At 47.2% G+C, this 24,431-nt stretch carries 25 protein-coding genes and 1 riboswitch; of the genes, 18 read left to right on the top strand and 7 right to left on the bottom strand.

The features are described 5' to 3' along the window. Positions 1-73 precede the first annotated feature (73 nt). From AOA63_RS16310 to ilvD, 7 genes are all read left to right on the top strand, one after another. On the top strand, positions 74-922 hold the full coding sequence (locus AOA63_RS16310) for a cytochrome c oxidase assembly protein (RefSeq protein WP_053960858.1): 849 nt from the start codon (positions 74-76) through the stop codon (positions 920-922). A gap of 39 nt (positions 923-961) precedes the next feature. Beyond that, positions 962-1,786: a histidinol-phosphatase gene (locus tag AOA63_RS16305; protein ID WP_053960857.1), complete on the top strand. Its 825-nt coding sequence runs from the start codon at positions 962-964 to the stop codon at positions 1,784-1,786. Between the two features lie 24 nt (positions 1,787-1,810). Then, the gene (locus AOA63_RS16300) at positions 1,811-2,743 is read left to right on the top strand and encodes a DMT family transporter (RefSeq protein WP_053960856.1); all 933 of its coding nucleotides are present in this window, start codon (positions 1,811-1,813) and stop codon (positions 2,741-2,743) included. A gap of 68 nt (positions 2,744-2,811) precedes the next feature. Next, positions 2,812-3,099: a hypothetical protein gene (locus tag AOA63_RS16295; RefSeq protein WP_053960855.1), complete on the top strand. Its 288-nt coding sequence runs from the start codon at positions 2,812-2,814 to the stop codon at positions 3,097-3,099. 14 nt (positions 3,100-3,113) lie between these two features. Beyond that, positions 3,114-3,749: an HAD family hydrolase gene (locus AOA63_RS16290; protein ID WP_053960854.1), complete on the top strand. Its 636-nt coding sequence runs from the start codon at positions 3,114-3,116 to the stop codon at positions 3,747-3,749. A 93-nt stretch (positions 3,750-3,842) separates the two neighbouring features. Continuing rightward, positions 3,843-4,034: a hypothetical protein gene (locus AOA63_RS16285; protein WP_053960853.1), complete on the top strand. Its 192-nt coding sequence runs from the start codon at positions 3,843-3,845 to the stop codon at positions 4,032-4,034. 221 nt (positions 4,035-4,255) lie between these two features. Further along, positions 4,256-5,926, top strand: a complete 1,671-nt coding sequence (gene ilvD / locus AOA63_RS16280; protein WP_053960852.1) for a dihydroxy-acid dehydratase — start codon at positions 4,256-4,258, stop codon at positions 5,924-5,926. 68 nt (positions 5,927-5,994) lie between these two features. Here ilvD and AOA63_RS19440 read toward each other — a convergent pair whose 3' ends face one another. After that, positions 5,995-6,174 carry a hypothetical protein gene (locus AOA63_RS19440; protein WP_139061678.1) on the bottom strand — a complete coding sequence of 60 codons (180 nt, stop codon included), beginning with the start codon at positions 6,172-6,174 and terminating at the stop codon, positions 5,995-5,997. A gap of 119 nt (positions 6,175-6,293) precedes the next feature. Continuing rightward, positions 6,294-7,469, bottom strand: coding sequence for an acetoin utilization protein AcuC (locus AOA63_RS16275; protein ID WP_053960851.1), 1,176 nt, complete (start codon positions 7,467-7,469; stop codon positions 6,294-6,296). A gap of 90 nt (positions 7,470-7,559) precedes the next feature. Between AOA63_RS16275 and AOA63_RS16270 the strand changes: the two genes are divergently transcribed. The 3 genes from AOA63_RS16270 (at position 7,560) to AOA63_RS16260 (ending at position 11,186) form a co-directional block, all read left to right on the top strand. Then, on the top strand, positions 7,560-9,911 hold the full coding sequence (locus AOA63_RS16270) for a GNAT family N-acetyltransferase (protein ID WP_053960850.1): 2,352 nt from the start codon (positions 7,560-7,562) through the stop codon (positions 9,909-9,911). Positions 9,912-10,229: 318 nt separating this feature from the next. Beyond that, the gene (locus tag AOA63_RS16265; RefSeq protein ID WP_020376307.1) at positions 10,230-10,481 is read left to right on the top strand and encodes a hypothetical protein; all 252 of its coding nucleotides are present in this window, start codon (positions 10,230-10,232) and stop codon (positions 10,479-10,481) included. Positions 10,482-10,586: 105 nt separating this feature from the next. Continuing rightward, entirely contained in the window at positions 10,587-11,186 is a 600-nt protein-coding gene (locus AOA63_RS16260) for an NUDIX domain-containing protein (protein WP_053960849.1), read from the top strand. An 85-nt stretch (positions 11,187-11,271) separates the two neighbouring features. Here AOA63_RS16260 and AOA63_RS16255 read toward each other — a convergent pair whose 3' ends face one another. The 3 genes from AOA63_RS16255 to AOA63_RS16245 form a co-directional block, all read right to left on the bottom strand. Next, a complete protein-coding gene (locus AOA63_RS16255) occupies positions 11,272-11,826 on the bottom strand; it encodes a pyridoxamine 5'-phosphate oxidase family protein (protein WP_053960848.1) in 555 nt (184 codons plus the stop codon). A 308-nt stretch (positions 11,827-12,134) separates the two neighbouring features. After that, complete coding sequence (locus AOA63_RS16250) at positions 12,135-13,292, bottom strand: LysM peptidoglycan-binding domain-containing protein (RefSeq protein ID WP_053960847.1); 1,158 nt, start codon at positions 13,290-13,292, stop codon at positions 12,135-12,137. A gap of 11 nt (positions 13,293-13,303) precedes the next feature. Beyond that, positions 13,304-13,456, bottom strand: a riboswitch (cyclic di-AMP (ydaO/yuaA leader). A 144-nt stretch (positions 13,457-13,600) separates the two neighbouring features. Next, positions 13,601-14,512 carry a LysR family transcriptional regulator gene (locus AOA63_RS16245; RefSeq protein WP_082344090.1) on the bottom strand — a complete coding sequence of 304 codons (912 nt, stop codon included), beginning with the start codon at positions 14,510-14,512 and terminating at the stop codon, positions 13,601-13,603. 87 nt (positions 14,513-14,599) lie between these two features. Here AOA63_RS16245 and AOA63_RS16240 point away from each other — a divergent pair, with 87 nt between their 5' ends. The 5 genes from AOA63_RS16240 (at position 14,600) to AOA63_RS16220 (ending at position 18,968) form a co-directional block, all read left to right on the top strand. After that, the gene (locus tag AOA63_RS16240; protein WP_053960845.1) at positions 14,600-14,944 is read left to right on the top strand and encodes a DUF3147 family protein; all 345 of its coding nucleotides are present in this window, start codon (positions 14,600-14,602) and stop codon (positions 14,942-14,944) included. Between the two features lie 82 nt (positions 14,945-15,026). Next, a complete protein-coding gene (locus AOA63_RS16235; protein ID WP_053960844.1) occupies positions 15,027-15,374 on the top strand; it encodes a DUF3147 family protein in 348 nt (115 codons plus the stop codon). A 114-nt stretch (positions 15,375-15,488) separates the two neighbouring features. Continuing rightward, on the top strand, positions 15,489-16,667 hold the full coding sequence (locus tag AOA63_RS16230) for a D-alanyl-D-alanine carboxypeptidase family protein (protein ID WP_053960843.1): 1,179 nt from the start codon (positions 15,489-15,491) through the stop codon (positions 16,665-16,667). Positions 16,668-16,793: 126 nt separating this feature from the next. After that, positions 16,794-18,068, top strand: a complete 1,275-nt coding sequence (locus tag AOA63_RS16225) for an LCP family protein (RefSeq protein WP_053960842.1) — start codon at positions 16,794-16,796, stop codon at positions 18,066-18,068. Positions 18,069-18,278: 210 nt separating this feature from the next. Next, a complete protein-coding gene (locus tag AOA63_RS16220) occupies positions 18,279-18,968 on the top strand; it encodes a restriction endonuclease (RefSeq protein WP_053960841.1) in 690 nt (229 codons plus the stop codon). Here the strand turns inward: AOA63_RS16220 and AOA63_RS16215 are convergent. Further along, positions 18,965-20,170 (bottom strand): SufD family Fe-S cluster assembly protein, encoded by a 1,206-nt coding sequence (locus AOA63_RS16215; protein ID WP_053960840.1) that lies wholly within the window; start codon positions 20,168-20,170, stop codon positions 18,965-18,967. The two genes, AOA63_RS16220 and AOA63_RS16215, sit on opposite strands and share 4 nt — an antisense overlap. 354 nt (positions 20,171-20,524) lie before the next feature. Between AOA63_RS16215 and ybaK the strand changes: the two genes are divergently transcribed. Together ybaK and AOA63_RS16205 are read left to right on the top strand one after the other, a co-directional pair. Next, positions 20,525-20,995 (top strand): Cys-tRNA(Pro) deacylase, encoded by a 471-nt coding sequence (ybaK, locus tag AOA63_RS16210; protein WP_053961201.1) that lies wholly within the window; start codon positions 20,525-20,527, stop codon positions 20,993-20,995. Between the two features lie 161 nt (positions 20,996-21,156). After that, the gene (locus AOA63_RS16205) at positions 21,157-21,750 is read left to right on the top strand and encodes a hypothetical protein (RefSeq protein ID WP_197648416.1); all 594 of its coding nucleotides are present in this window, start codon (positions 21,157-21,159) and stop codon (positions 21,748-21,750) included. Positions 21,751-21,963: 213 nt separating this feature from the next. Here AOA63_RS16205 and AOA63_RS16195 read toward each other — a convergent pair whose 3' ends face one another. Then, positions 21,964-22,530 carry a COG4315 family predicted lipoprotein gene (locus tag AOA63_RS16195; protein WP_053960838.1) on the bottom strand — a complete coding sequence of 189 codons (567 nt, stop codon included), beginning with the start codon at positions 22,528-22,530 and terminating at the stop codon, positions 21,964-21,966. 455 nt (positions 22,531-22,985) lie between these two features. Between AOA63_RS16195 and AOA63_RS16190 the strand changes: the two genes are divergently transcribed. Further along, positions 22,986-24,356, top strand: coding sequence for an ammonium transporter (locus AOA63_RS16190; RefSeq protein WP_053960837.1), 1,371 nt, complete (start codon positions 22,986-22,988; stop codon positions 24,354-24,356). The last annotated feature ends 75 nt before the right edge of the window (positions 24,357-24,431 follow it).

Genomic DNA, 24,431 nt, shown 5'->3' with positions numbered 1-24,431 from the left:
TGTGGGAACATCAAAAGAATTGGCTATAATGGAGGAATAAATGGTTTTCAACTAGAATGAGTGAGGGTCTATCATGGCATTTCTGTTTCAGCATTATAACTTTTTTGCGTTATGGCATCCAGAAGTGATGCTCCTAGTCATCATTTTGCTGGTTGTATATTTCCAATTGTTAGGACCATTAAAACACCGCTTTGGCGAAAATCTTCCGCCGGTGCCAACCATGCAAAAGGTTTATTTTATCTCCGCCTTAGTGGTCTTCTATTTAGCCATGGGGACACCATTAAAGTTAATCGCGGATGATTATTTGTTTTCTGGACATATGGTTCAATATGCTCTATTAAGCATGGTCTTGCCACCGTTGCTATTAGCGGGAATTCCCCAATGGATGATTCAAAGTTTGTGGAAAACCCGATTTTGGTACAAGGTCTTACGTGTGGCAACCAATCCTCCGTTTGCCATAATCACATTTAATGTGATTTTCTCGGCTATTGAGTGGCCTCCGTTTTTGGATGCCAGTTTGCGGAACGACTGGGTTTATGTTTTAGAGTCGTATGTCATGTTATTTTCGGCCATTTTTATGTGGTGGCCGGTCATGTCTCCTGTATTGCAAAAAGGAGCTCGCAAATTAAGTGTGGTGCGAAAAGCCGGAACTCTGCCAGAATTGGGCATGATTTCCCGGGGTTATCAGCTCGTATACATTTTCTTTAATTTTGATTTGATGATGCCAGCACTGGTTTACATTATTGACACCACGGCACCCTTTTATAAGTTTTATATTCATGCCCCGAGAATTTTTGGGATTTCAGCGTTGGCAGATCAACAACTCGGTGTCTTAATTATGGGGCTATCCATGACTATAGCCTACGTTTCGGCCTTTATCGCTACCTATACCAAATATGATGAATCTCATTGGTATGAGTAAAATGCGTCGAAATAGCAGGTCTGAAGGAGACGACAGTGAATGTGGTTTGATCAACATGTACACATGGAGCATGGCCCCTATTCACCCCTCGAATATCCCGAATCCTGGTTAGAACAATTTCTTGCCGTCGCGACTTCACGGCATGTTGAGGGACTAGGCATTGTTGAACATGGCTATCGCTTTTTGGAAAGTGCCGGGTTATTGCCCGGAGATTGGTCTAAAGAACGCTGCTTATATCCTCTTAACGGGTACACCGCATTTCTTGACCAGGTACGGCATAAGTATCCTATTGCGGTGGGATTGGAAATGGATTATGTCCCCGAACAGGAAGATGGAATCCGCGAATATTTACGGCAATATTCCTGGGACTTTGTTCTCGGGTCTATTCATTTCATTGATGACTTTGGACTTGATGTCAGTGACATGAAAGATCAATATCTGGTAAGAGATTCAGAGGAGATATGGGCGAAATACTACCAGTATTCGATTAAAGCGGTGAGATCGGGACTATTTCAAGCCATAACCCATCCTGATTTACCCAAAATTTATGGACTAGCGAAAGTTCCTGATGACGTGTTAAGGCCGTGGTACCGCTTGTTTGTGGAAGCCTTAGCCGATCATCAGGTCGCTTTAGAAATTAATACCGCTGGATTGCGCCGGCCTATCAAAGAAATTTACCCGCACCCGCTTCTACTGCAAGAAGCGGCGAAAGCGCATTTACGTGTGACGTTGGCCTCCGATGCGCATGAGCCGGAAAATGTGGGACTATACTTTGATGAAGCCAAAACCTTGGCCCGAGAATGTGGAATCTGGGCGGTGACGGCATTTACAGCAGATGGCATACGCACTATCTCTTTGTCATAGCGGCTATTAACAGGGGGCAGTGTTTTGAAAGCTATTGGCTTGGGAGTTTTAGCCTCTTTGTTTTTTGCCAGTACCTTTGTGGTGAATCAACTGATGGCGGTTCATGGCGGAAGCTGGCTTTTCAGTAGCAGCCTTCGCTATTTTTATACGGTTCCGCTCTTTCTCTTGTGGGTGATATTCCAGCGTGAGTTAGGATCCTTGATCCGGATTATGCGTAAAAATATTTGGCCGTGGATAATCTGGGGTACGGTTGGTTTCGGATTATTTTATGGGCCTCTCACATATGCCGCGCAATATGGCCCATCGTGGGCGATCGCTGCAACATTCCAATTAACCATCGTATTCGGTAGCTTGTTAGTTCCTGTGACAACCCACCAACCTATTCCCTGGCGGTCCCTTTGGCCTTCTGTCTTAATCTTGTCGGGCGTTTTTTTAGTACAATGGCACGGCCAATTCTCTATGAGCGGGCAGGAAGTGGGCAGTTTAATTGCTGTCATGGTGGCCGCCTTGGCATATCCCTTAGGTAATCGCCAAATGATGGCGTCAACACGAGGGCAAGTACGTGCACCCGCCCGGATTTTAGGCATGACGCTGGGCAGTTTACCATTTTGGATCGTCTTAGCGGGAATAGGGATAAAAACGGTTGGCCCTCCACCTGTTTGGCAATGGGAACAGACGTTTATTGTGGCCATGGCATCCGGCGTGATAGCGACAGCCCTGTTCTTTGGGGCTACCGACCAGGCTCAAGGGCATCCCGTTATGCTTGCAAAAATTGAAGCCACACAGTCTATGGAAATCGTTTTCACGGTGGTTTTGGCGCAAATTCTTCACTTGTCGGGGACTCTCAGAGGATATGACGTGATCGGCATAGGCCTGGTGATTGCGGGCATGATCTGGCACAGTTTAAAGTCCCCCTTGCCACAGGCTGTTTCCACAGCCTGGTCGAAATCGAAATAGCTGTTGGATTACATGGCCAAATAAAATTTAACTTGGTAAACTAAAGAAATTAAAGGGGGTGATATCTCATGAGTAAGGTTGCAGCACGGAGTGCCGTAAAAACCGCCATTCAAATGGTCCACCGCTTAAAACCTCAAACGCGACTGGAAATTCTCAATTTCAAGAAGGATCGGGCCGTTCATGTGGAACGGACCAAGGAGGGACAGTTGCGGGTTGCAGAAGACGGCTATGTCCGTCAAGAGTGGCAGGTTGATGAACGTGAAGCTCAAGCTATACTAAAAGATATCATTCCCAGAGAATTCCCCCGCAGTCATGAATTACGCTTTACGGTGAAAAATCTCGATAAAGACCAGTAGATGGGAGGTTTATTTTGGCTGTTGTATTATTCGACTTAGATGGCACGCTGCTCGACACCGTGCCCTTGATCACGGCATGCTTTCAGAAGATGTTTCAGAAGTATGGGAATACAGACATTTCGACGGAAGCGGTGCACAAGCTTTTTGGTCCCGGTGAATCGATTATTTTTCGTCGCGAATTTGGTGACCAATGGGAAAAAGTCTTGCAAGATTACCTTGCCTGTTATGTGCAGGGGCACGATCAGCTGCAGATCGAGTCATGGGTCCTTCAATTATTGAAAGAATTACACCAGCAGCATATCCCCTTAGCGATCGTGACCAATAAAGAACGGGATACCACGAGTTTAACCCTTGATTATTTCCAGTTATCCCATTACTTCTCCATGATTATTACTGCTCAGGATGTTGAGCGCCCGAAACCTCACCCCGATGGGATCGTTAAAGTCCTGCAAGCATTAGATGTTTCCGCTCAAGATGCTATTTTAATTGGGGATACGATGAATGACCAAGAAGCCGCTCGGCAAAGCGGGATTGAGTTTATCCAGGCTCTATGGTATGTGCCTGAGCCCCTATGGCCCAAGGATCCCAAGTGGCGAGTCGCTCATTCCGAAAAAGATTTGCGCAATACATTGCAGTCTTATCTTCTATAGCCACGCAATGACATAAAAATTTCAACAAAAGGCCGTCTAGAGGAAACCCTTAGCACATTTGTGGCGTTATTTATAATAAAGGGGGAAATGCAGATGCCTTTTGTGATGTTCTTAAGTGGTATTATTATAGCTTTCGTGGTGGTTGTTGCCGGGGCCGGCCTGGTATTAGTATGGACGATTGCTTATGGATCGGGGCGCTACTGCCGCCAGCTGTTGAAGAACGCGCAAAATTCCCCACGTGATTCACGCATTGTCATTCATCTTCGTGATAAACAAGTCTCGTAATCCCAAAAGGGGAAGTTCCAAAATAAGTTTGATAACGTGAGGCCTGGAAGGGCCTTTTCGTTTTTTTCGAGGACAAATGCGCATGCCCATACGAGGGGGCACGATAGATGCGCGTCGTCTTGTGTAAAAAAATCAAAGCAATGTGAATAAACAGTGTATGGTATAATCTATGAAAATATTTTAACTGCCTCTCAATACCACTCACAAAGGATACGATGCTCATGGAAAATTTGCGTAGCCGCGCAATTACTCAAGGTATTCAACGTTCTCCCAACCGTGCCATGTTACGGGCGGTAGGTTTTGGAGATGACGATTTTGAAAAGCCGATTGTGGGGATTGCTAATGGATTCAGTAGTATTACCCCTTGTAACATCGGATTAGGAGGATTAGCGGAGCGAGCGGAACGTGCGTTACGGGAAGCGGGTGCTATGCCGCAAGTGTTCGGTATCCCGACCGTCAGTGATGGAATCTCAATGGGAACCGAAGGAATGCATTATTCCTTAGTATCCCGTGAAGTGATTGCCGATTCCATTGAAACGGTCTGCCAAGCGCAGCGTATGGATGGCGTTTTGGCCATTGGCGGATGCGACAAGAACATGCCTGGGGCCATGATAGCGTTTGCCCGCATGAATATTCCTGCCATTTTCGTCTATGGGGGAACGATTAAACCGGGACATTACCGGGGACGTGATTTAACCATTGTCAGTAGTTTTGAAGCGGTGGGAGAATATGTTGCCCAGCGCATTGACTATCAAGAACTGCTTGAAGTTGAACGGCGTGCCTGTCCTGGCGCGGGCTCTTGTGGGGGAATGTATACCGCCAATACGATGTCTTCTGTGTTTGAAGCGATGGGCATTAGCGCTCCATATTCCTCTACGATGACGGCGGAAGATGATGAAAAAGCGGATAGTGCCGAGTTGTCGGCCAAGATATTGGTTAATGCGATTAAGAAGAATATTCGTCCCCGGGATTTGTTGACCCGAAAAGCTTTTGAAAATGCGATATCGGTTGTTATGGCTTTAGGCGGTTCAACCAATGCGGTCTTGCATCTGTTAGCGATTGCTCACGCCGCGGAAGTGCCCTTAAGTCTCGATGATTTTGAGGTCATTCGGCAGCGTGTGCCGGTATTATGTGACCTCAAACCCTCAGGTCGTTATGTGGCTACCGACCTTCACCGGGCCGGAGGCATTCCGCAAGTGATGCGCATGTTGTTGGACCGGGGACTCCTTCATGGCGATGTCCTAACCATTACTGGTGAAACATTAGGAGATTTGTTGCAAGACGTTCCTCCTGAACCCCGGGCTGATCAAGATGTGATTCATTCCTGGAGTAATCCGGTCTACCCGAGTGGCCATTTAAGCATTCTTAAGGGGAATTTGGCGGAAGAAGGGGCGGTAGCCAAGATTTCGGGAATTAAGCAACACCATATTACCGGTCCGGCTCGCGTGTTTGATTCAGAAGAATCCTGCATGGAAGCGATCTTGTCTAATCAGATTCATCCCGGTGACGTGATTGTCATTCGTTATGAAGGGCCCAAGGGAGGACCCGGAATGCGGGAAATGTTGTCTCCCACATCAGCCTTAATTGGCGCGGGCCTAGGAGATAGCGTGGGGCTGATTACGGATGGACGGTTTTCTGGAGGCACATATGGTTTAGTGGTGGGACACGTAGCCCCTGAAGCCTATGTTGGGGGGACGATCGCTTTAGTCCAAGAAGGGGATTCTATTACCATTGATGCGGACAAACGTCTTTTACAACTTAATGTGCCCGAGGAAGAAATTGAACGCCGTCGTCAAAAGTGGCAACCGCCCACTCCGAAATATACGCATGGCGTTCTGGCCAAATACCGTAAACTAGTGTCGAGCAGCAGCCAAGGGGCGGTTACGGATTAAATCCCTGCACCGCAAAACACCCCGCCGTGATGGTGGGGTGTTTTGCCATGAAGTCAAGATTTTGAGATTTAGGCAGAAGGCCGCATGGTTGCCCAATCTTGTGCCGGGGTTTCAAGCCGGCTAACATAAGAACATTCGGGGTAATTGTCACAAATTGCGTAAACATCTCCAGTAATTTTTAGCGTTTGATATCGTACGGGATATTGGTGGCAAACCGGGCACAATTCTTCGTTGGAGTGAGTCATCATTATTCCTCCTTGTGAAATCATTCACATATTTGTCAATTACATTATAGCACGGTTTGTTTTGGATGATATGGACTTAACATAAGAATCTGTTAAATTTTTTTAATATTGTTGATCCAAGGTTATTGCAACCAAGAAACAAGTTGTTTGAGATGGTAAATGGTTTGGCGGTTTTGTTGGGCTATCGCGAAGGATCCTGGCGTGGTCGGCCGAACTTCCATGGGGTCCAAGAAGTTACGAGGTAAGGGTTGCGGAGAAGAAGATTGCCACTGTTCCAGCCACGAAGACGGAATCATGGCGGAATCGGCTAAAGGCTGGTGAATCATTTGCGCCCATAATAACGTCCATGCCCGGGGCACAACCCGTAACAGTTCATACCCGCCACCGCCTACGGCAATCCAGCGCCCTTGGCTAAATTGGTGTGCCCAGGAATCCACGAGCAACGGAACTTGGGCATAAAAATAGGTAGAGGCCAATAAATCGGTTAACGGATCCCAAAAATGTCCGTCGCAGCCATGTTGACTCACAATGAGATCCGGTTGAAAAACGGCTAAGGCTTGAGGAACAACCGACAACAGACTTTCGAGGCTGGATTCATCGTCGCTATAGGGGCGCAAGGGAAGATTGAGGGAAAAGCCGTAGCCAGCACCGATTCCCAGTTCTTCCACACTGCCACTACCTGGGAATAGATATTGTCCTGTCTCATGCATCGAAATGGTAAGGACATTAGGGTCGTCATAAAATGCTTGTTGTACACCATCACCGTGATGTGCATCGGTGTCAATATAGGCAATTTTCCACGAAGTGTGTTGTCGAAGCCATTTGATCGCAACAGCGACATCATTATAAATGCAAAAGCCCGAGGCCGAGGCTCTTTTGGCGTGATGTAAACCCCCCGCAATATTAAGAGCATGAAGCACCTGACCACTGGCCACAAGGCGAGCGGCTGTGAGAGTTCCGCCGACGGCTAGGGAGCCCGCTAGGTGCATTTGTGGAAAGACAGGATCGTCTTCTGTTCCCAACCCATACTCTTGAGCTAAGTGCAGAAGATTGGGATTTAGTGTGTCTTCACGTGTTTGAAAACGCTGTACCATGTCAATATAGTCGGGGCGATGAATCAAAAAGAGTTCGTCAAAGGTTGCAGAATCCGGTATGATCGTGTCATAAGGGGTTAATAAGCCCATGGTGTCAATTAAGCTTTTGGTTGCAACAAGCCGCATCGGGTTAAAGGGATGAGACGGGCCGAAATCATATTGAGTATATGAGGGTGAATAAACAAACTTTGCTAATTGCGTCATTTTCGCATCCACTCTTTTTATTTCATTATAAGTATTCTTGGCGGAAGTTCATAATGAAGAAGAGGCACTGACGGAGGGCAGGGATTAACCATGGCGCGGATAATTTTGCGAGACGGGAGGGTTGCTGATCTTAGGGAAGCACGTCCTACAGATGCCGATCGGGAAATGTTACGCGAATTATTTCGCAATGCGTCCCCGGATGCTCTCTATCACCGATTTTTTCACATGGTGAAAGAAGTGGACGATGCCGAAATTGACCGCATGATATCGGCTGGGGGACGGGGTAAGGCATTAGTCTGTGTGAGTCAAAAACAAATTTTAGGCATTGGTCATTATATTATGGTGTCGGATACGACCGCTGAAGTGGCTTTTTTTGTTGATGAGCGCATTCAAGGACGGGGACTTGGCACGTTGTTACTGGAACATTTGGCTGAACTAGCATGGAGACGGGGCGTCCTCCAGTTTGAGGCCTATGTTCTCAGCGAAAATCAAGCCATGTTGCGCGTTTTCCAAGATAGTGGCTATGAAATTCATGAACAACAGGATTCTGGCGTCATTCACCTGGTTCTGCCGTTGCAGCAGACAGAACGCATCCATGCATTAGCCGGTGCCAGGGAAAAGCTCGCCACGGCTGCCTCATTACGCGCATTTTTTGAACCATCTGTCGTCGCGATTATTGGGGCATCACGCGATTCACACCGGCTTGGTCATTTACTATTGCAACATGTTTTAAACGCGTCATTCACCGGCGTAGTCTATCCGGTGAACCCTAGTGCCAGGGCCATTTTAGGTGTTAAAGCTTATCCTTCGGTTAAAGACATTCCAGATCCTGTAGATTTAGCTGTGATTGTGGTTCCCAGGGACTTGGTCAGCCACGTGGTGACGGATTGCATTGAAGCGCGTGTGCGTGCGGTGCTCATTACATCAGCAGGATTTTCCGATCAAGATGAAGCGGGTGCCCAATTGGAACAATCTATTACACAAATGTTGAGACACGAAGGAATTCGTCTGGTGGGTCCTAATTCACTGGGAATTATTAACACGAGCGATTTAGTCCGTATGAACGCCAGTTTTTCACCGACTTTGCCTCCCCAAGGAATGGTGGCTATCGCGAGTCAATCGGGAGCCTTGGGGATTGCCATTCTTGACTATGCGACCCGCATGGGTGTGGGTGTTTCCTCTTTTGTCAGTACAGGCAATAAAGCGGATGTGTCTTCTAACGATCTCCTGCAATATTGGGAAGATGATCCAGCGACAGAAATGATCTTGCTCTATTTGGAATCCTTTGGTAACCCGAGAAAATTTTCCCGCATTGCACGCCGGATCACGCAACATAAGCCAATTTTAGTGGTAAAAAGCGCGCGCAGTTCTGATGCGGTATTTTCTCCTGAGATGGCGTCCCAACATTTTGGCGATGACAATATTGTTAAAGCGCTATTTCAACAAACCGGGATTATCCGTGCCGATACATTGCAAGAATTATTTGATGTCGCCGCGTTATTGAGCTCAATGCCTTTGCCGACGGGAAAACGCGTGCAAGTTATTGCTAATGCTTCCGGTGCCGCTGTCATTACCGTGGATGCTTTAAAGGCCGGCGGCATGCGATTGGCTCATCCCCCTATTGACTTAGGATTTACGGCTTTGGCCCCAAGGTATTATGACGAAGTCCATGCTGCGTTGAAGGATTCGACTGTAGATGCGATTATTGTCCTCTTTATTCCGGTTGGAATTTCTGAGGCAGCCGGAGTTTCAGCAGCTATTCGTGACGCCGTCACGGACGTAGGTCTCATCAAACCGATTGTGGCTAACTTTTTGATGACCGGCCCAGGTCCCATTGACTATATTCGTGGAAACTCCTTCCGGATTCCGGTGTACCCGTTTCCGGAACTGGCAGTACGAGCACTTGTTCAAGTGAGCCATTATGCCGCATACCGCAGACAACCTTTGGGTCATTTGCCTGATTTAGACCGAGTTCATATGACGCAAGCCCGGGCGTTGGCGCGTGCGTGGCAGACAGATACCGCGGTTTGGATTGGGCCACAAAAAGCTCTCGAACTCTTGGCATTAGCGGGTCTGGCGTCTTCCTCTTCCTCTTTTGACCGAAAAACTTTGGCCTTGCAAATGTCTCTTTACTGTCATATTGATTCGCTATTTGGCCCGGTTTTAACGGTGCGAACCACCACCTCTCCAATGGCTCATAGCCGCTTGATTCCTTTGACTGATCGTGATGCCATGGCATTAGCTCACGGAATTCTCGAAGAAGAGAGTCTCACGGCGTTAACAGATATAGTAGAGAGATTAACCGATTTTTTTCTTCGCGTCTCCCGTTTGATCGACGATGTACCGGAAATCATGGAATTGACAGTTCCAAAGGTTTTATTCACGCAATATGAGTATGCGATAGAAGATACGAATATCTGTCTTGAACCGCGTGCGCTGTAAAGCCCAATAATCCCTAAAAAGTTGATCAGATTAATGTCCTCATAATCGCTTCACGTGGTACCATAAAAAATAATGGAGAATATCGGCAATACGCAAATGATATCGCTCCGGATTAATGCGAATATATTGGAAGCAAGAAGAAGTTTTTTGTCAATGTTCCGGTGGGCAGGAAAATCATTTGTGAATGTCGAATCTTGAATCGATTTATTAGCGGACCGAAGGGGGTGTATCTTCACGCTTAAGGCAACTGCCAAAGAACCCGTATGGCTCGACCAGGGTTATGTCTACTGGAAATTAGGAGTCCAAACTTGCGAGGGTGTGCCTATTATCGCTGTGGACATTATCGGGAAAATGTCGGCTGCGCTATTTATGCGGTTAAAGGCTCGACATCAATGTCCGAAAACATACGTTGAATACTTTGTGGCCCATGCCTTGCAATATGATGCGCAATCGATGGAATACATCGGATATGACGAGACAGGTACATATATTGTGACGGTTCCCGATAACATTAAAGTGTTAAAGCGCATGGTGGAACGCGTATTGCACGATGCGCGGGTGCGCGGATAGGTGTATTTTTCACCCCATTCGAGAAATTGCTAAAATAAGGTGAGCCCGTTAAGGGGAAGATGGATTGAGAATGGCCATTTCTCGTTGATCCTGGGGGGATATGTCGTGAAAAGTGAAGATCAGAGACTCACACCCGCTCGAATTGGCCAAATTCTTGAAGCGTTGGCGTTGGACGGACAACATTATGCCGACAATGTTTATGATCAAGCACGTTATGCCCGAATTCATAAATTAGCCCGCATATTGGGAGGATTACCGGACGATGCTCCGTTATTAAGTGATATCACGCCGGTCACTCCCAAAGTTGGTGTGGATGGGGCGGTCATTCAGGGCGATGCGATTTTGTTAATCCAGCGCAAAGATACAGAAAAGTGGGCATTGCCCGGAGGTGCGGTTGAGGTTGGCGAACGTCCTAGTTCCGCCGTGATTCGGGAAGTTGAAGAAGAAACCGGCATTCATATGAAGCCTGATAATGTGGTTGGAGTTTTTGACAATTGGATGGACCGCCGGGTTCTATCGCATCATTTATATCATATCGTCATTCGCGGCCACAAAATTGGTGGGACGATTAAACCCCAACCTGAAGAAATTCTTCTGGCAGACTGGTTTACGATGGATCAATTGCCGCCTGCAGATGCCTTTCACCCCGGGCATTATGAACGGGTTCTCAAGGCGTTGCGCGGCATTATTGGCTATGTCGATTAAATCCTAGTTTCTCCGTTTATATCATCGCGATTGTTTTGCTCCTCGGAAGCTTGACTTTGTGATCAATCGAGCGCCAATCGTTTCCTTATTCCTGGCAAATATTCGTGGGAATCCCGTCTAAACTGTGCCGATTTTTAGTTTGCTGATAGTGGATAATGCCGTCTGGTCCTTTGGCCTGGGCCCACCGTGAGAGGGTATCCCGGTCACCTTGATAAGATAAATAGGGCACGCCATAACCGCAAGATGTACTCACCTGGTGGATGGTTGCCATAATAATTTGACGGATTCCGGGATAGTGAGTGGGAAAGGATGTAGAAAGTTCCTCCCACTTTAAATCAGTGGGACGGACGGAATATCCTCTTCCATACAGCCGGAGGATTTGAGGGGGACCTTCAATCGCCATAAACATGAAGGTAATGCGTCCGTTTTCTAAAATATGGGCGGCGGTTTCATTGCCGCTTCCCGTGAGGTCAAGATATCCCACTTGTGTGGGAGAAAAAATCCGGAACACATCATAGCCTTTGGGGGAGAGATTGACATGGCCTTGTGCAGTGAGAGGAGCTGTGGCCACAAAGAAAATCGGTTGCCGGGAAATGAAGGCTTCATGCTCCGGTAGGAGTTTATCAAAAATTTTTCCCATATTGTTCTCCTTCGCTCTCTGACTGATTATGCTGCCGGCTCAAAAACAGTTTATCAGTATGCTCCCTAGTGTGGATAGGGTCCTTTGTAAATAAATTGGCCACTGTTTTTGGCTTTTGGGACAAGGCAAAGATTTATCCTAAAAGGCGCCCAGACATAAACTAACATTACTAATTTTAACTTAATGATATGACTTATGTCATGACGTGATAACGTTGTTTCTCAGTGAGGAAAGGAATATCGCGAGAATACTTATTTAGAAAAAAAAGAGACGAAGACCGAAGTCTTCGTCTGAGTTTTGTATTAGGGTTACGGGTTTACAGTGCCTGCGCCATAATAGTGATCCAGATAATAGGGACTATTGAGGTTTGATATGCGCACCGTTTGGCCTGGTTCTGGAGCTTCGATAAAGGCCTGAGAATAGCCTAAGGCCGGATCGGCTCCAATATAAATGCCAACATGGGATGCACCGGGACCATCTGTGCTAAAGAACACGAGATCTCCGGGTTGCAACTGCGATTTGGCGATTTTGGTCACATAAGAGTACTGAGCCCAGCTCGTGCGCGGCATGGGCACACCGTTTTGCCGGAAAACATAATAGACCAATCCCGAACAATCAAATCCCGTGGCGGGCGTCGTTCCTCCCCAGACATATGGAATACCTAAAAGATGTTCCGCGGTGTTAACAATAGCCTGTCCAAAACTGACCGACGCATTTTGAGCAGGCAATTGAACCGTGGCGCTCGATGAGGCTTGTCCATTACCGGGGATTTGGAGGACTTCGCCAACATATAACACATTTGGGTTCGCCAAGTGATTATAGGAAGCCAAAGTCTGCCATGAAATTCCGAATTTTTGGGCAATTAATCCCAAGGTATCGCCGGCCTGAACCGTATATGTTGTAGAGGAAGAACTGGCAGGAGAAGATGCGGGACTAGCGCTAGAACTTGTCGAACCAGATGTTGTACCAATCACGAGAACTTGTCCGACAGCGATGAGGTTCGGGTTCGCTATATGATTCCATGCCACGAGTTCTGCGACGGTAACTCCGAACCGAGCCGCAATACCGCCTAAGGTGTCACCGGGCTGCACAGTATAGGTCGTCGAATGGGCGGTATCAAAAGTGAGAGAAGCACTAGTTGTTCCCGAACCTAAGGCTGTGCTGGACGCTGCATTGCTAATGCGCAGGACTTGTCCGACATAAATCGCATTAGGATTACTAATGTGATTTAAGGCGACTAATGTCGCAACGGAAGTATGGAACCGATATGCAATACCACTTAATGTGTCCCCAGGTTGCACGGTGTAATAACGCGCGGATAAAAATTTCGGGGCGGCACTGGTGTTGGCAGATGCGAGTGTCACAGTAGATGATGCCGACACAGTTAACATACTAATGGCCGCAGGCACAGACAATAAGCCTACTGCAATGCTCGCAGCGACTTTTTTTGACCGTAAAAGATTCAAGAAATAGGCTCCCTTCCTTCGGATATTGCCTTCGAGGTTAGTTCACTGGTTCGGGCTGAAGGAGCCCTACATTTGCCCGTTATGGCAAACGATTCACCCTAGGATAAAATCCTAGTAATCCCCCGTACGTAATTACAAAAATTACGATTCGGCGCGTGGAGTCGGACACACTATACGAAATAACGATTAATTTGTCATTATATGTAGAGACCAATTATTACCCAATAGAACCATTTGACACGTGCAATGACCATTTATCACGTTTTTTCTCAGATTTAGGAGATAAATTCCCAAAACCTCTCAAAATGTTACTTAGATTGCCATCCATAGCTGCGAAGAAATGCCAAAAACGTTTGCACGGGATCAGGTAGGCGTCTATGCGCGCGCCAAATCATACCAATGTCTCGCGTATTGCTTTCTGCTAGGCGCACAAAGCCAATGCGGCGGGATTGAATTTCTAATTCCACTGTACGTTCAGGTACCACACTAATCCCAAAACCGTGTTCCACAAAACCAATAATGGCGCCAATGCTCGTGAGTTCATGAACGATGTGGGGATTAAAACCACGGGCTTGGGCCATGCGAAACAACGCATCACGAAGTCCATAACCCGGTTCCATTGTAATGAAAGGCAGGTGACGGACCTGTTCTAATGACAAGGGGCCTGGCGGCAAAGGCATCGCGTGGGGCGTAATAAGAATCAGCTCTTCTGTCCACAGGGTTTCAACAGCCAAGAGAGGATCGCTTAAAGGTAAATCGACTAAAGCGAGATGAAGATCACCCGCTGTAATGGATTTTAACAGGCGTTGAGAGCTGCCTTCTGTTACTGCAAATTGGATGTCTTTATGCATTCGTTGATATTGACGAATTACAGTGGGAAGAATGGAACGGGTGAGAGTGGGTAACACGCCCATTGCAATGGTTCCATGAGCGGAAGAGGCTCCTTGAATTTCGGCTTTGGCGTCATCAACATTTTGTAACACGCGAAGAGCATAGCGAAGCAGCGTGGCCCCATCATCGGTGAGTTCGACGCCTTGAGCATGGCGGATAAATAAAGGGTGGCCCAATTCTTCTTCCAATAACTTGATTTGTTGACTAATGGTGGGTTGGGACACATATAGACTGGCCGCACCCTTCGTGATGCTTTTATGATCCGCGACAGCTACAAAATACTCGAGTTGTTTAAGTTCCATCGGCAATTGCCTCGTTTTCCTAGACATAGATTTTTCCTATGCACAATTATAACAAAACCATCTTAGACGACGTGGAGAATTCATTGTAGTCTTAATTATGAGGTGAATGAGGTCATGGATCTTCTATTGAAGTTCTTAATGGGTGGTTTCGCGGTTTCATTTGCAACGTGGCTTACGAAAAAAGTAGGTGGTAAAGCTGGAGGATTTTTGGCGGGATTTCCGGCCGTGTTTACATCGGCTTTGATTGTGGGAGCTCTGGCCCATAACGGACCGCATTTAGATCGTATTCTCCGCCAAATGGCGATGGGCGGGGGCGTGTCGTTGATTGCCGGAATGGCTGTCACCTTAGTTGCTCCATATGTTTTCAAGCATCAGCGTTTTCATTGGGCTTTTGGATCGCTGCTATTGTTTTGGGGAACCATCGCCGGTTTAACGGTTGCGGTGATGCAATCACTTTAAGTTTCTAGCGTTTCTCAAGAATTTACCCTTACACGCATGCTTAGAGGTTGTCCCTGTTTATATCACTGAAGGAGGCATCATTATGGTGTCAATCATTCGTTTTGTTGTTGGGGGATTGATTGTTGTTTCGGTCAGTCTTGTAACCCGGGCCGCTCCGTTTCTTTCCGGAATTTTATCCGGATTTCCAGCAGTATTTCTCACCTCTTTGGTTTTTATTTATTTATCTTCAGGTCATCAAGGAGTGCGAGCTTACACTACTACGGCCATTTGGGGCATGATCGCCACGTTTTTTGCTGTAGCGGGAACAGTTTTAGCCACTTACGGTCACTTACCATGGCCTGTTGTTATCGTCATGGGACTTGTCGTGTATGCCGTATTTGTGGGCGCGGCCATTGTGCTGACCACGAAAAGACAGATTCCCACAGTCTAACAGGATTTTGGTACAACACATCATAAAAGTGGTAACCCAGGGCGCATCCTGGGCGTTTTTTATTTGTGGAATTCTGTTTCATGATTTGTCGATTTTTAGGAAAGAGGGATCGCTGTGGCAAAATGGACATATTTGGCGGGGATTGGTGTTGTCGTGGTTGGGGCATTAGGGATACAAATTGGTCGACCCGTGGGGGCCGCCACCTTGACGTCAACGCTCACACCCCCACATATGGCGACAGCATTGCAGATGGACTGGCCAGGTGGTCCGGAGTCATATTTAGCTCTTAGCCCTGGTGGCAAAGTGGGCGCTGCCGGCCCAAATCAGCCGATTCCTGTTGGCAGTGTGACCAAAATGATGACGGCTTATTTATTGTTACAAAAATATCCATTGGGACTCTATAGCCAAGGACCATCGGTGACTGTTACCGCCCACGATGTTCACGAATACCAACAAGATATTTTAAGCCAGCAATCCGTGGCTAAGGTGGTACAAGGCGAAAAATTGTCGGAACGCGATATTCTTGAAGGTCTGCTTGTGGCATCTGGCAACAATATCGCCCATATTGCGGCCGACTGGGTATCTGGCTCTTCCCAGGCTTTTACCCAGCTTATGAATCAAGAAGCTAAGAAGCTTGGTTTGCATCATACTCATTTTGTCGGGCCGAGTGGGTTAAATCCTGGAAATGTCAGCACTCCCCGGGATGAAACGATTATCGCCGAAAAAGCCATGCAAATTCCCGTGTTTCGACAAATTGTGGCCATGCCGCAAATTTCCTGGCCTGATAGCAACCGTCCCATCGAAAACTTTAACTATGTCGTGGGCCATGATGGAATAACGGGAGTTAAAACCGGTTCCACCTTAGCAGCTGGCGGCTGTTTTGTTTTTTCAGCACCAAGGACCATTGGCTCCCATAGCGTGACGATATATGGAGCGGTGTTGGGACAACAAGGAACAAAGCAGCTACCTCAGTTACAATCGGCCCTCAATGATGGAGTCAGTTTAATCAATCAATTAACTGCGCAATTGAAACCGGTCTCATTAGTGCAAAAAGGTCAAGTGGTAGGGGAAATTCATGCACCGTGGACCCATTCGGTCGCCTTGGTCGCGAATCAATCGGTATCGACTGTGATGTGGCCGGGTGAACATGTGCAAGAACGTATTCATTGGACTGGGGGAGAAACAGGGTCATTGTCGATTACTGCAGGTTCTCAACATTGGTCTGTTCCTCTCACGCTGTCAGCACCTTTGTCCCAACCCAGCTTGATGTACCGCTTAACGCGGGGCCTTTAGAAAGATGAGAGGATGGGGAGGCCACGGGGACATTGAGCCGTGTCCTCTTTGACCCCTCCCATTACGCGTAGAAAAGTGACCGGAAGTAATCGGAAGTAATCGGAAAGGAAGGATTTAACAGAGATTATGGAGTCACGTCGCCGCAAGTCGCGAAAACGTCGAAAGGTCTGGCCGTATCTGGTGGGGATCGGTGTATTGGCCCTGGCAGCATCTACTACCGTGTACGGGATGTTTATCGAACATCCGGCGCATGCCTTAGCCACGGCTCATGTGTCTTCAAAAAATGCCCATTATACTGCGTATCCGTTTACACACCGGGTTACATTTTTGTTGCTGGGGAGTTCTTTGGAAACGGCGAATCACCATGATATTACCGCCAAGGATGCGCGTAACCGCACTGATACCATGATTCTCGTTTCTATTAATCCGGCCACCAAACAGGTAGGGGTTTTATCAATTCCTCGTGATTCCCGTGTTGAAGTGCCTCCGGTCGGCAAGACCAAAATTGCAGAAGCCAGTTTTTTCGGTGGCATTCGGGAAACGGTGGCGGTGGTTGAAAACACCTTTCATATTCCTGTGGACTATTATGCGTATTTAAATTTGTTTCAGTTTGCCAAAATCATCAATGATATGGGCGGGTTGACTGTTGATGTTCCCCAAAACGAAGTCTATCAGCCAGGCGGCCCTCTTGGAATTGATTTGAAAAAAGGTGTCCATCATTTAAACGGTCAGCAAGTGTTGGAGTTTGTCCGTTTTCGAAACACCAGCCAAGGTGATATTGGCCGGATTCAGCAACAACAACAAGTCTTGCGGGACATGGCTGCACAACTTCTAAAACCCCAGGAAATTCCCCGGTGGCCTCTTTTAGCGCATGATTTGATTTCAGCACTCAGTTACACCAATTTATCTACAGGGCAATTATTGTCGTTGGGGTTATTTGCACGGAGCATTTCTCTGTCTTCTGTGCGGTTTGCCACGATTCCCGGTTATGCGACCACACATGTTGATCCCTACATGCATATTCCTTTGAGTTATTGGCATTGGAGCCGGCACCTCACACCGCTTCTAATCCAAAATGTTTTGCTAGGGGACAATCTGACCTCTCAACAAAAACACTCCCTAGTGTTCCAAGTTGAAAGCGGCACGAGCAGCTTAAGGCCTGCAGAGCAATTGGCACAGAAGCTTCAACAACAAGGATACACGGTGTTGCCCGTAGGATGGGCTAATCATCATAACCATCACCGCAGTGTATTAATTAATACCACAGGGGACCGGTATTTAGGCAACCAAATTGCTGGAATGCTGGGAGCCTGTCAACAAGAATTTACAGCTTATCACACTACCCCCTGGGATTTTAAAATTGTGGTGGGATCGGATTATTCTCCATCCAAGGACTTGTAGGCGATTTTGATAACCTCTAGACTGAACCTGGGTGAGCTAAATCGTCATCCTACACTTAATGGTGACTCGCTCTAAAATTTGATTAGCCTCAAATCGGTAACGAGTGATGCGGATTCACCCGTGATCGTCAAAGGTTTGGGGCCATGGGGAATGAAAACCCTGAAAACGCGTGAGCGCAAGCGAAAGGAGAGAATCAGCCAAATCCTTCTCATGCGCAATGATGCTGTCATGGCGAGGGGATTGGTGAGGAACTTGGGATACTTTGAAGAAATGCAGCGGTTGCGCCGTCAATTACTCGATCAATACTGGCCCAAAATCGAACCGGTTGTGACCCGGTTGTTGGAAAAGCAACGAACCCCTTTAACCCAAGTTCAAATTGAGGCGGTTAGTGCACTGATTGCCGAGACTTTTCATTTAGCCAAAGTGGACCGTATTTATCTTGATATGCTGATTAAACGACTCGAAGCACGCGTGTTAGGTTATGGGCCGGCATCGGATCGTGGAGAGGATATTGGACGGTATATTACCATTAGCGATTGTGAGCTCATGACGCCCTTGCAGTTTTGTCGTGTGATTCGGCATTTATTTGCGAAATTCGGTTATCAAGGAGCGTGCGTGAAAGATACATGGCTCGAACTGCATCATTCTTCTGATCCATCTCAGCGGATTTTGGCGTATTTAGAGGTCAAAAATCGTATTGTTCACGAAGCTGATATGCATGAATTGATATCGCTGAAAAAGCAACAATCTGTGGAGCGCGCCCTGTATATCACGGTTGGCACCTATGGCAGCGAAATCTGGGAGTTGGCTACACACCAGGGTATCGAACTGTGGGATGGACACCAGCTAGCAGCTTTGCTAGACCGCGTTCGGTTGCCTGCCGGGGCGATGTTGGATTAACGCCCCGGAATTTCCTGGTGGGATTTTTGATGGATTAAGCGTTGGGCTTCGATAGCAAATTCCATGGGAAGGTGGGCTAAAAAGGCATGGGCAATCTCCAGGGCCCGGCCATTTTCATAGGCCTCTAAAGGATTCCACGATTGTATAACAAAGTCATTTCCCGTGATTTCGGCATCCGGCTCAGCAATAATGCTGGGATTGGATAACGACACGTGTGCGCTTAAGGATTGTAATGCTAAAAGGTCACGCTGGATAGTGACCCCTTGTGCATGCGGTAAAACATCGTGTTCTCCGATTATCTGCAAATCACCCGTGGCCACCCCGTGCACGGTGAGGCAGGATGATGAGTGAGGGGCATCATGAATAATGCGGGGAACATATGAGATATTTTGCGGTGTGGCGCTGTATAAGTAACTGACAATATCACAATGCGCGTGGTCGCCCGTTAAAATAACTTCTGTCCATTCACGTGTGGACTGTCCCCCAAAATGTCCCTCAACCCAGGTCACGTGGGCCCCTTGAGCACAACGTGTGCGTTTTTTGACCCACGTATTAACGTGACTATCCCAATTTTTGATAGCGGTGTACTTTAATGATGAGGATTCTGACAAGATCACTTCTGTCAGCATAATATGATGGGGAGCATAATCTAACGACGGGCGTCCCTCAACAAACTCTGCGCTGGCTCCAGTACCTAAAATAATTAATTGGCGTTCAATTTGCCCCGGATTGGCAAAGGCACGGAAATAACTTAACGGAACTTGACAATGAACATGGTCGGGAATGTACACGACCATTCCCCCTGTAAAAAAGGCGGAGTTAAGAGCAGATAGCGGACTGTCCTGGATGGTAATAATGGATCCGAGATATTGGCGAATTATGTCTGGATATTTTTGTAACACCTCATAGAAATCTCCATAAATAATGCCCGAATCAGACAAAGTTTGGCTAAGGCGTTGATAAACAAGATCGGCTTCGTCAGGATGTTGATGATATTCAGCAATTTCTTGGCGGTTAGGAGGGATGCTAAAACCTATAGGTGCCGTTGACGGCCAAAATGGGGCCACAGCAGCCACGTTTAATCGTTCGAACGCCTTCAAGCGAAAATCGCTCAGCCAAGGGGGTTCCTGCCTGCTTGCACTTAAAGCGGTTATCATACTGGGCGTGATCTGCTCAAACTGTGGCCATGAATTCATTTTCATGCAAATTCCTTCTTTCTATCGATGCGATTGCACAACCTAAAAAATGACGTGAGCATGATCAGGGAATCAACAAGATTCCGAAGGGGGTTTGCTAGGTCTCCAAGACCCGTTTTTAGTACTGTCCCCCTTGTTTTGTCGCTTAGGGAAAGTATACCATTCACTTGAACGTCCCTTGAAAGCCTCCTTAACGTCTATGGATGTCGTACGATGCCATGGATCTCTGATTGAGGAAATCAAGAGGATGGCTCGGAGGACTGCAGCGAACCAACGGCGGCAGATCTGTCCTAAAATTGTGTCATTGCAACCAAAAGGGTGAGATTCTCTTTGACTTTTTTTGATCGAGGCGAAGGAACCATGGCCAAAAAAACCATTGCATGTCGCATCTTGGATAAAGCTGGAATCACGTATTCAGTACATGAATACGAGTGGTCCGAAGATGCAATCGACGCCCTGTCCGTGGCCAAAAAATTAGACATTGCGCCCCATTTTATCTTTAAGACACTGGTTTTACGGGGAAACCAAACAGGGGTGTTAGTGGCTTTGGTACCAGGAGATGCCCAAATTGATTTGAAGAAGCTGGCACGCATTAGTGGCAACAAGCATGTTGAGCTCGTTGCCACTAAAGATCTCCAGGGATTAACCGGCTATATTCGGGGAGGGGTCTCCCCTTTGGGAATGAAAAAAGCCTATCCGTGTTATATTGATGAGTCTGCGATGGCCTTGGACTTTATCAGCATTAGCGCTGGGCAAAGAGGGCTGCAGATTTTTTTGGATCCCCGCGTCTTACTTCGGATTTTATCTGCTCAAGTCACCTCATTAATTTGACACCCCATCATTGTGCAGGGAACTAGGAATAAGTATGGCTTAGTAGAACCTTGGCTGAGACCTTTTTGGGTACTGTACGGTGTCCTCACACCCCGTATTCTTGAGGTGTGTTGGAGGAGAGTCTACTGACATTTGCCGTACCGCGAAAGGAGGATGGATCAGTGTTCAAGGTTTTTTTAAACCGATTAAAACAAGCGACTGTCATATCGGCTGGCACCGTGGGTATCGTCTTATTGTCAACGGGAGCGAGCTTTGCATCCTCTGAACCAGTGTATTACGCTGGACAAACTGTCGATGTCTTTACGTTGCCGGGTAACGGCCACAACGGATTCACTATAAGCTTGTTTTCGAATTCCAATGGATATTCTGATACCGTGCCGTTAACATATGTTGGAAAAATCCAAGGAGATTTTACACCGAATTTTGCCAAACAAGATGGAATCAGTTGGGGCACGACATGGGACGAATTTAGCTTTCAAATGCCCAAGAACCCTACCGCTGGAGGTACATACGGCGCCCTGATCAATACAAAGGAAGGTGGTGCCGTGTTTACACGCTTTGCCGGCTATCCCGATCCTAATTTTCCCTACGGTACCCAGTTCACCTACGCCGCCGCAGCAACTCTGCCAACGGGTCAGCTGCCAGAAGTTCCGTGGGCGGCCGCTTTACCATTGGTGACTGTGGGTGCAGTCGGTTTGGTTTTGTTTCGACGCGCATTAAAAAATTTGGTGTCAATAGCTAACAGCCGACAATGATATAAAAGAATGATGAATTCACCAGAACACAGAAAAGACAAGTCCACCCACGGCATCGAGATCACAGGCATGCCAGTCATTTTGGTCGGGCCTCTTTAAAAACTCATGGGGTGTTTTTTCGATTTCGTCATGAGGTGTAAAAAACAAAAATGGCAGGTCGCCGCCGTGTCCCCGGTGGTAGACCCGCCGTATTTTTCGCAAAGAGGTCTTCCGTTAGTATCCGTAACCAGATCCTGATGATGAAGAGGACGATGATGGATAAGAATAAGATGAGGACGGCGAATTTGACATCATCGACGATGAATTTGAGCTCATCGGGGAACCTGTTTGAGCGAGATGCGGAGTAGCTACAAACCAGGCGCCAAATAATCCTTCCCCATGGGTTTGTAGTGGCCCCGTATCGCCGGAGTAACGGTAAAGCAGGTGCCCATTATATTCCACCTGGGGACCATTCGGATCGTGAAGTATTGAAAAATGACTTTTAATGGAAGGCGGAGCCGAAATACCATTTTTCGCCAATAAGGGAGGCCAAATCAGAGCACAGCTGCCCGTGCACGCCGAATGGGAAGATGTGTCTTTAGTGAAATAGTAAAGAGTATCCCCTTTGGCATTGGTCAAAATGGACTCATTATGCCCTTTAACCATGGCCGTTTTGATATCAACCACCGTTTGTGCGCTGCTATGCCCTGAAGAACCTTGGGCCTGACTTTGTCCACATCCCGCGATAATAACACTCAGCATTCCACTAGTGATAACCACAGATAACCATTTATGTCTCACAACTTATTCCCCCTTAATGTAGTTCCACGCCTTGCGACACAATGCTGGTTACAACGTGATGTCGGTTCCTTTTTGGATCGGCAAAACTTTGGATTTGAGCTGCAAAAAACACGATGCCGTAGATTAATCACGTAATCATTAAAGTTTACGTTTTGTCGTAAAGAAATGGATGCACGACAGGAGATGTGATAGGGAAAGACAAATCCGCATTCTAGAACAACAAATTGGAAGATATGTCAGGGCTATTACGGCACCACAACGAGCATTGACCCATAAACTATGTAAGGTGTTAAGGATTATTTGCAAGTTATGTGAGAAATATTTGTTAAACCTGTGTCAGATATATTGATTTTTTCGGTTTCGTTGTGTAACATTACCATAGTCCGATATTCATACGTGCAGATGCATAATTTTTCAGCAATATTGGTTAACGTTTTCTTGAGAGGAGTAAGCCAATGTACATTCCATCCCCTTCCTACTTGAACACAGGTGATAACTCTTGGCAGCTAACAGCCGCGACGTTTGTCGGGTTGCAAAGTGTGCCAGGCCTAGCAATTTTATATGGTGGTATTGTTAAGAAAAAATGGGCTGTCAATTCAGCGTTTATGGTTCTTTACGCTTTCTCCATTGTGCTCGTTTCATGGGTATTGTTTGGCTATAGTATGGGTTTTGGAACTCCTCTTAAACTGGGGCCAGGCATTTTAGGGGCTATGGTTGGAGTGCCCCATCCGATTTTGGGGAGTTTATATGAACAGGGTCAAGCCTCTGTGCCTCTTGTGACCGGTGCCATGCCACCATTCCAGTTCCCCGGATCGACGTTAGTATACTTCCAGTTTGTGTTTGCAGCCATTACTCCCGCAATTTTAGCTGGCGGCGTCTTGGGACGTATGAATTTTAAAGCATGGATGCTCTTTGTTCCGGTTTGGTCAACCTTGGTATACAGCGTGAACGCTTTTATGTTGTGGGGCGGCGGCTGGCTTTCGCAATTAGGGGCGGTGGACTACAGTGGAGGTTATGTTATTCACGTGGCTGCTGGTATTTCCGGATTCGTGGCAGCAGCCGTGGTGGGTCCCCGCTTGATGCAAGATCGCAAAAATTTCAATCCCAATAATCTCTTAGTTGCCTTAGCCGGTGCCGGAATCTTATGGCTAGGATGGAACGGTTTCAATGGTGGAGATCCTTACTTCGCCAACGCGGATGCGGCGGCAGCGGTCTTAAACACCAACTTAGCGACGGGTGTTGCCTTGGTGACCTGGATGATTATGGACATGTGGGCCACCTCTAAACCCTCCTTAGTGGGAGCTATTAATGGGATGGTTTGTGGTTTGGTAGCCATTACCCCGGCTGCAGGGTATGTCAATGGATACGGAGCACTGGCTATTGGGGTCGCGGCAGGGTTTGTGCCATGGCTTAGCATGAACAAGCTGGGTCAAACCAAGCTGTTCCGCAAAGTGGATGACACGCTGGGTGTTTTCCACACCCATGCTGTGGCGGGAGCCCTTGGAGGAATTCTCACAGGAGTCTTTGCGGATCCCAATATGTTTGAATATTTATCGAAGAAAGTTGGGCAAGGCGTTTCGGTTACCGGTTTGATTTACGGAAACCCCCACCAAGTGCTTGTACAAATTGAAGCACTGCTCGTGATTGTGGTGTATGATGGCCTAATGACTTGGGGGATTTTGAAAGTCATTGGTTTGATTGTTCCCTTGCGGGTAGCTGACAAACAGTTGGCCGAAGGCGACATGGCGATTCATGGGGAGGTTTCTCAGGAACCCGAAGAAGAAGCTGTGCTGGCCGGGGAACCCCAAGTTGCAGAGACGTACTAATTCCAGGTATCAAGTAAGTCCAAGCGCGCCTCTTCGCATGAAGAGAGCGCGTTTTATTATGTTATAATACCTTGA

The sequence above is a fragment of the Sulfobacillus thermosulfidooxidans genome, from assembly GCF_001280565.1.
GTDB classification, from domain to species: domain Bacteria; phylum Bacillota; class Sulfobacillia; order Sulfobacillales; family Sulfobacillaceae; genus Sulfobacillus; species Sulfobacillus thermosulfidooxidans_A.
This window is presented reverse-complemented; position numbering and strand designations above follow the sequence as displayed.

Excerpts from the sequence above, each read along its gene's own strand:
- AOA63_RS16310 (WP_053960858.1), top strand. The coding sequence starts at position 74 with ATGGCATTTCTGTTTCAGCATTATAACTTTTTTGCGTTATGGCATCCA.
- AOA63_RS16305 (WP_053960857.1), top strand. The coding sequence starts at position 962 with ATGTGGTTTGATCAACATGTACACATGGAGCATGGCCCCTATTCACCC.
- AOA63_RS16295 (WP_053960855.1), top strand. The coding sequence starts at position 2,812 with ATGAGTAAGGTTGCAGCACGGAGTGCCGTAAAAACCGCCATTCAAATG.
- AOA63_RS16285 (WP_053960853.1), top strand. The coding sequence starts at position 3,843 with ATGCCTTTTGTGATGTTCTTAAGTGGTATTATTATAGCTTTCGTGGTG.
- ilvD (WP_053960852.1), top strand. The coding sequence starts at position 4,256 with ATGGAAAATTTGCGTAGCCGCGCAATTACTCAAGGTATTCAACGTTCT.
- AOA63_RS19440 (WP_139061678.1), bottom strand. The coding sequence starts at position 6,174 with ATGATGACTCACTCCAACGAAGAATTGTGCCCGGTTTGCCACCAATAT.
- AOA63_RS16275 (WP_053960851.1), bottom strand. The coding sequence starts at position 7,469 with ATGACGCAATTAGCAAAGTTTGTTTATTCACCCTCATATACTCAATAT.
- AOA63_RS16270 (WP_053960850.1), top strand. The coding sequence starts at position 7,560 with ATGGCGCGGATAATTTTGCGAGACGGGAGGGTTGCTGATCTTAGGGAA.
- AOA63_RS16255 (WP_053960848.1), bottom strand. The coding sequence starts at position 11,826 with ATGGGAAAAATTTTTGATAAACTCCTACCGGAGCATGAAGCCTTCATT.
- AOA63_RS16245 (WP_082344090.1), bottom strand. The coding sequence starts at position 14,512 with ATGTCTAGGAAAACGAGGCAATTGCCGATGGAACTTAAACAACTCGAG.
- AOA63_RS16240 (WP_053960845.1), top strand. The coding sequence starts at position 14,600 with ATGGATCTTCTATTGAAGTTCTTAATGGGTGGTTTCGCGGTTTCATTT.
- AOA63_RS16235 (WP_053960844.1), top strand. The coding sequence starts at position 15,027 with ATGGTGTCAATCATTCGTTTTGTTGTTGGGGGATTGATTGTTGTTTCG.
- AOA63_RS16225 (WP_053960842.1), top strand. The coding sequence starts at position 16,794 with ATGGAGTCACGTCGCCGCAAGTCGCGAAAACGTCGAAAGGTCTGGCCG.
- AOA63_RS16220 (WP_053960841.1), top strand. The coding sequence starts at position 18,279 with ATGCGCAATGATGCTGTCATGGCGAGGGGATTGGTGAGGAACTTGGGA.
- AOA63_RS16215 (WP_053960840.1), bottom strand. The coding sequence starts at position 20,170 with ATGAAAATGAATTCATGGCCACAGTTTGAGCAGATCACGCCCAGTATG.
- ybaK (WP_053961201.1), top strand. The coding sequence starts at position 20,525 with ATGGCCAAAAAAACCATTGCATGTCGCATCTTGGATAAAGCTGGAATC.
- AOA63_RS16190 (WP_053960837.1), top strand. The coding sequence starts at position 22,986 with ATGTACATTCCATCCCCTTCCTACTTGAACACAGGTGATAACTCTTGG.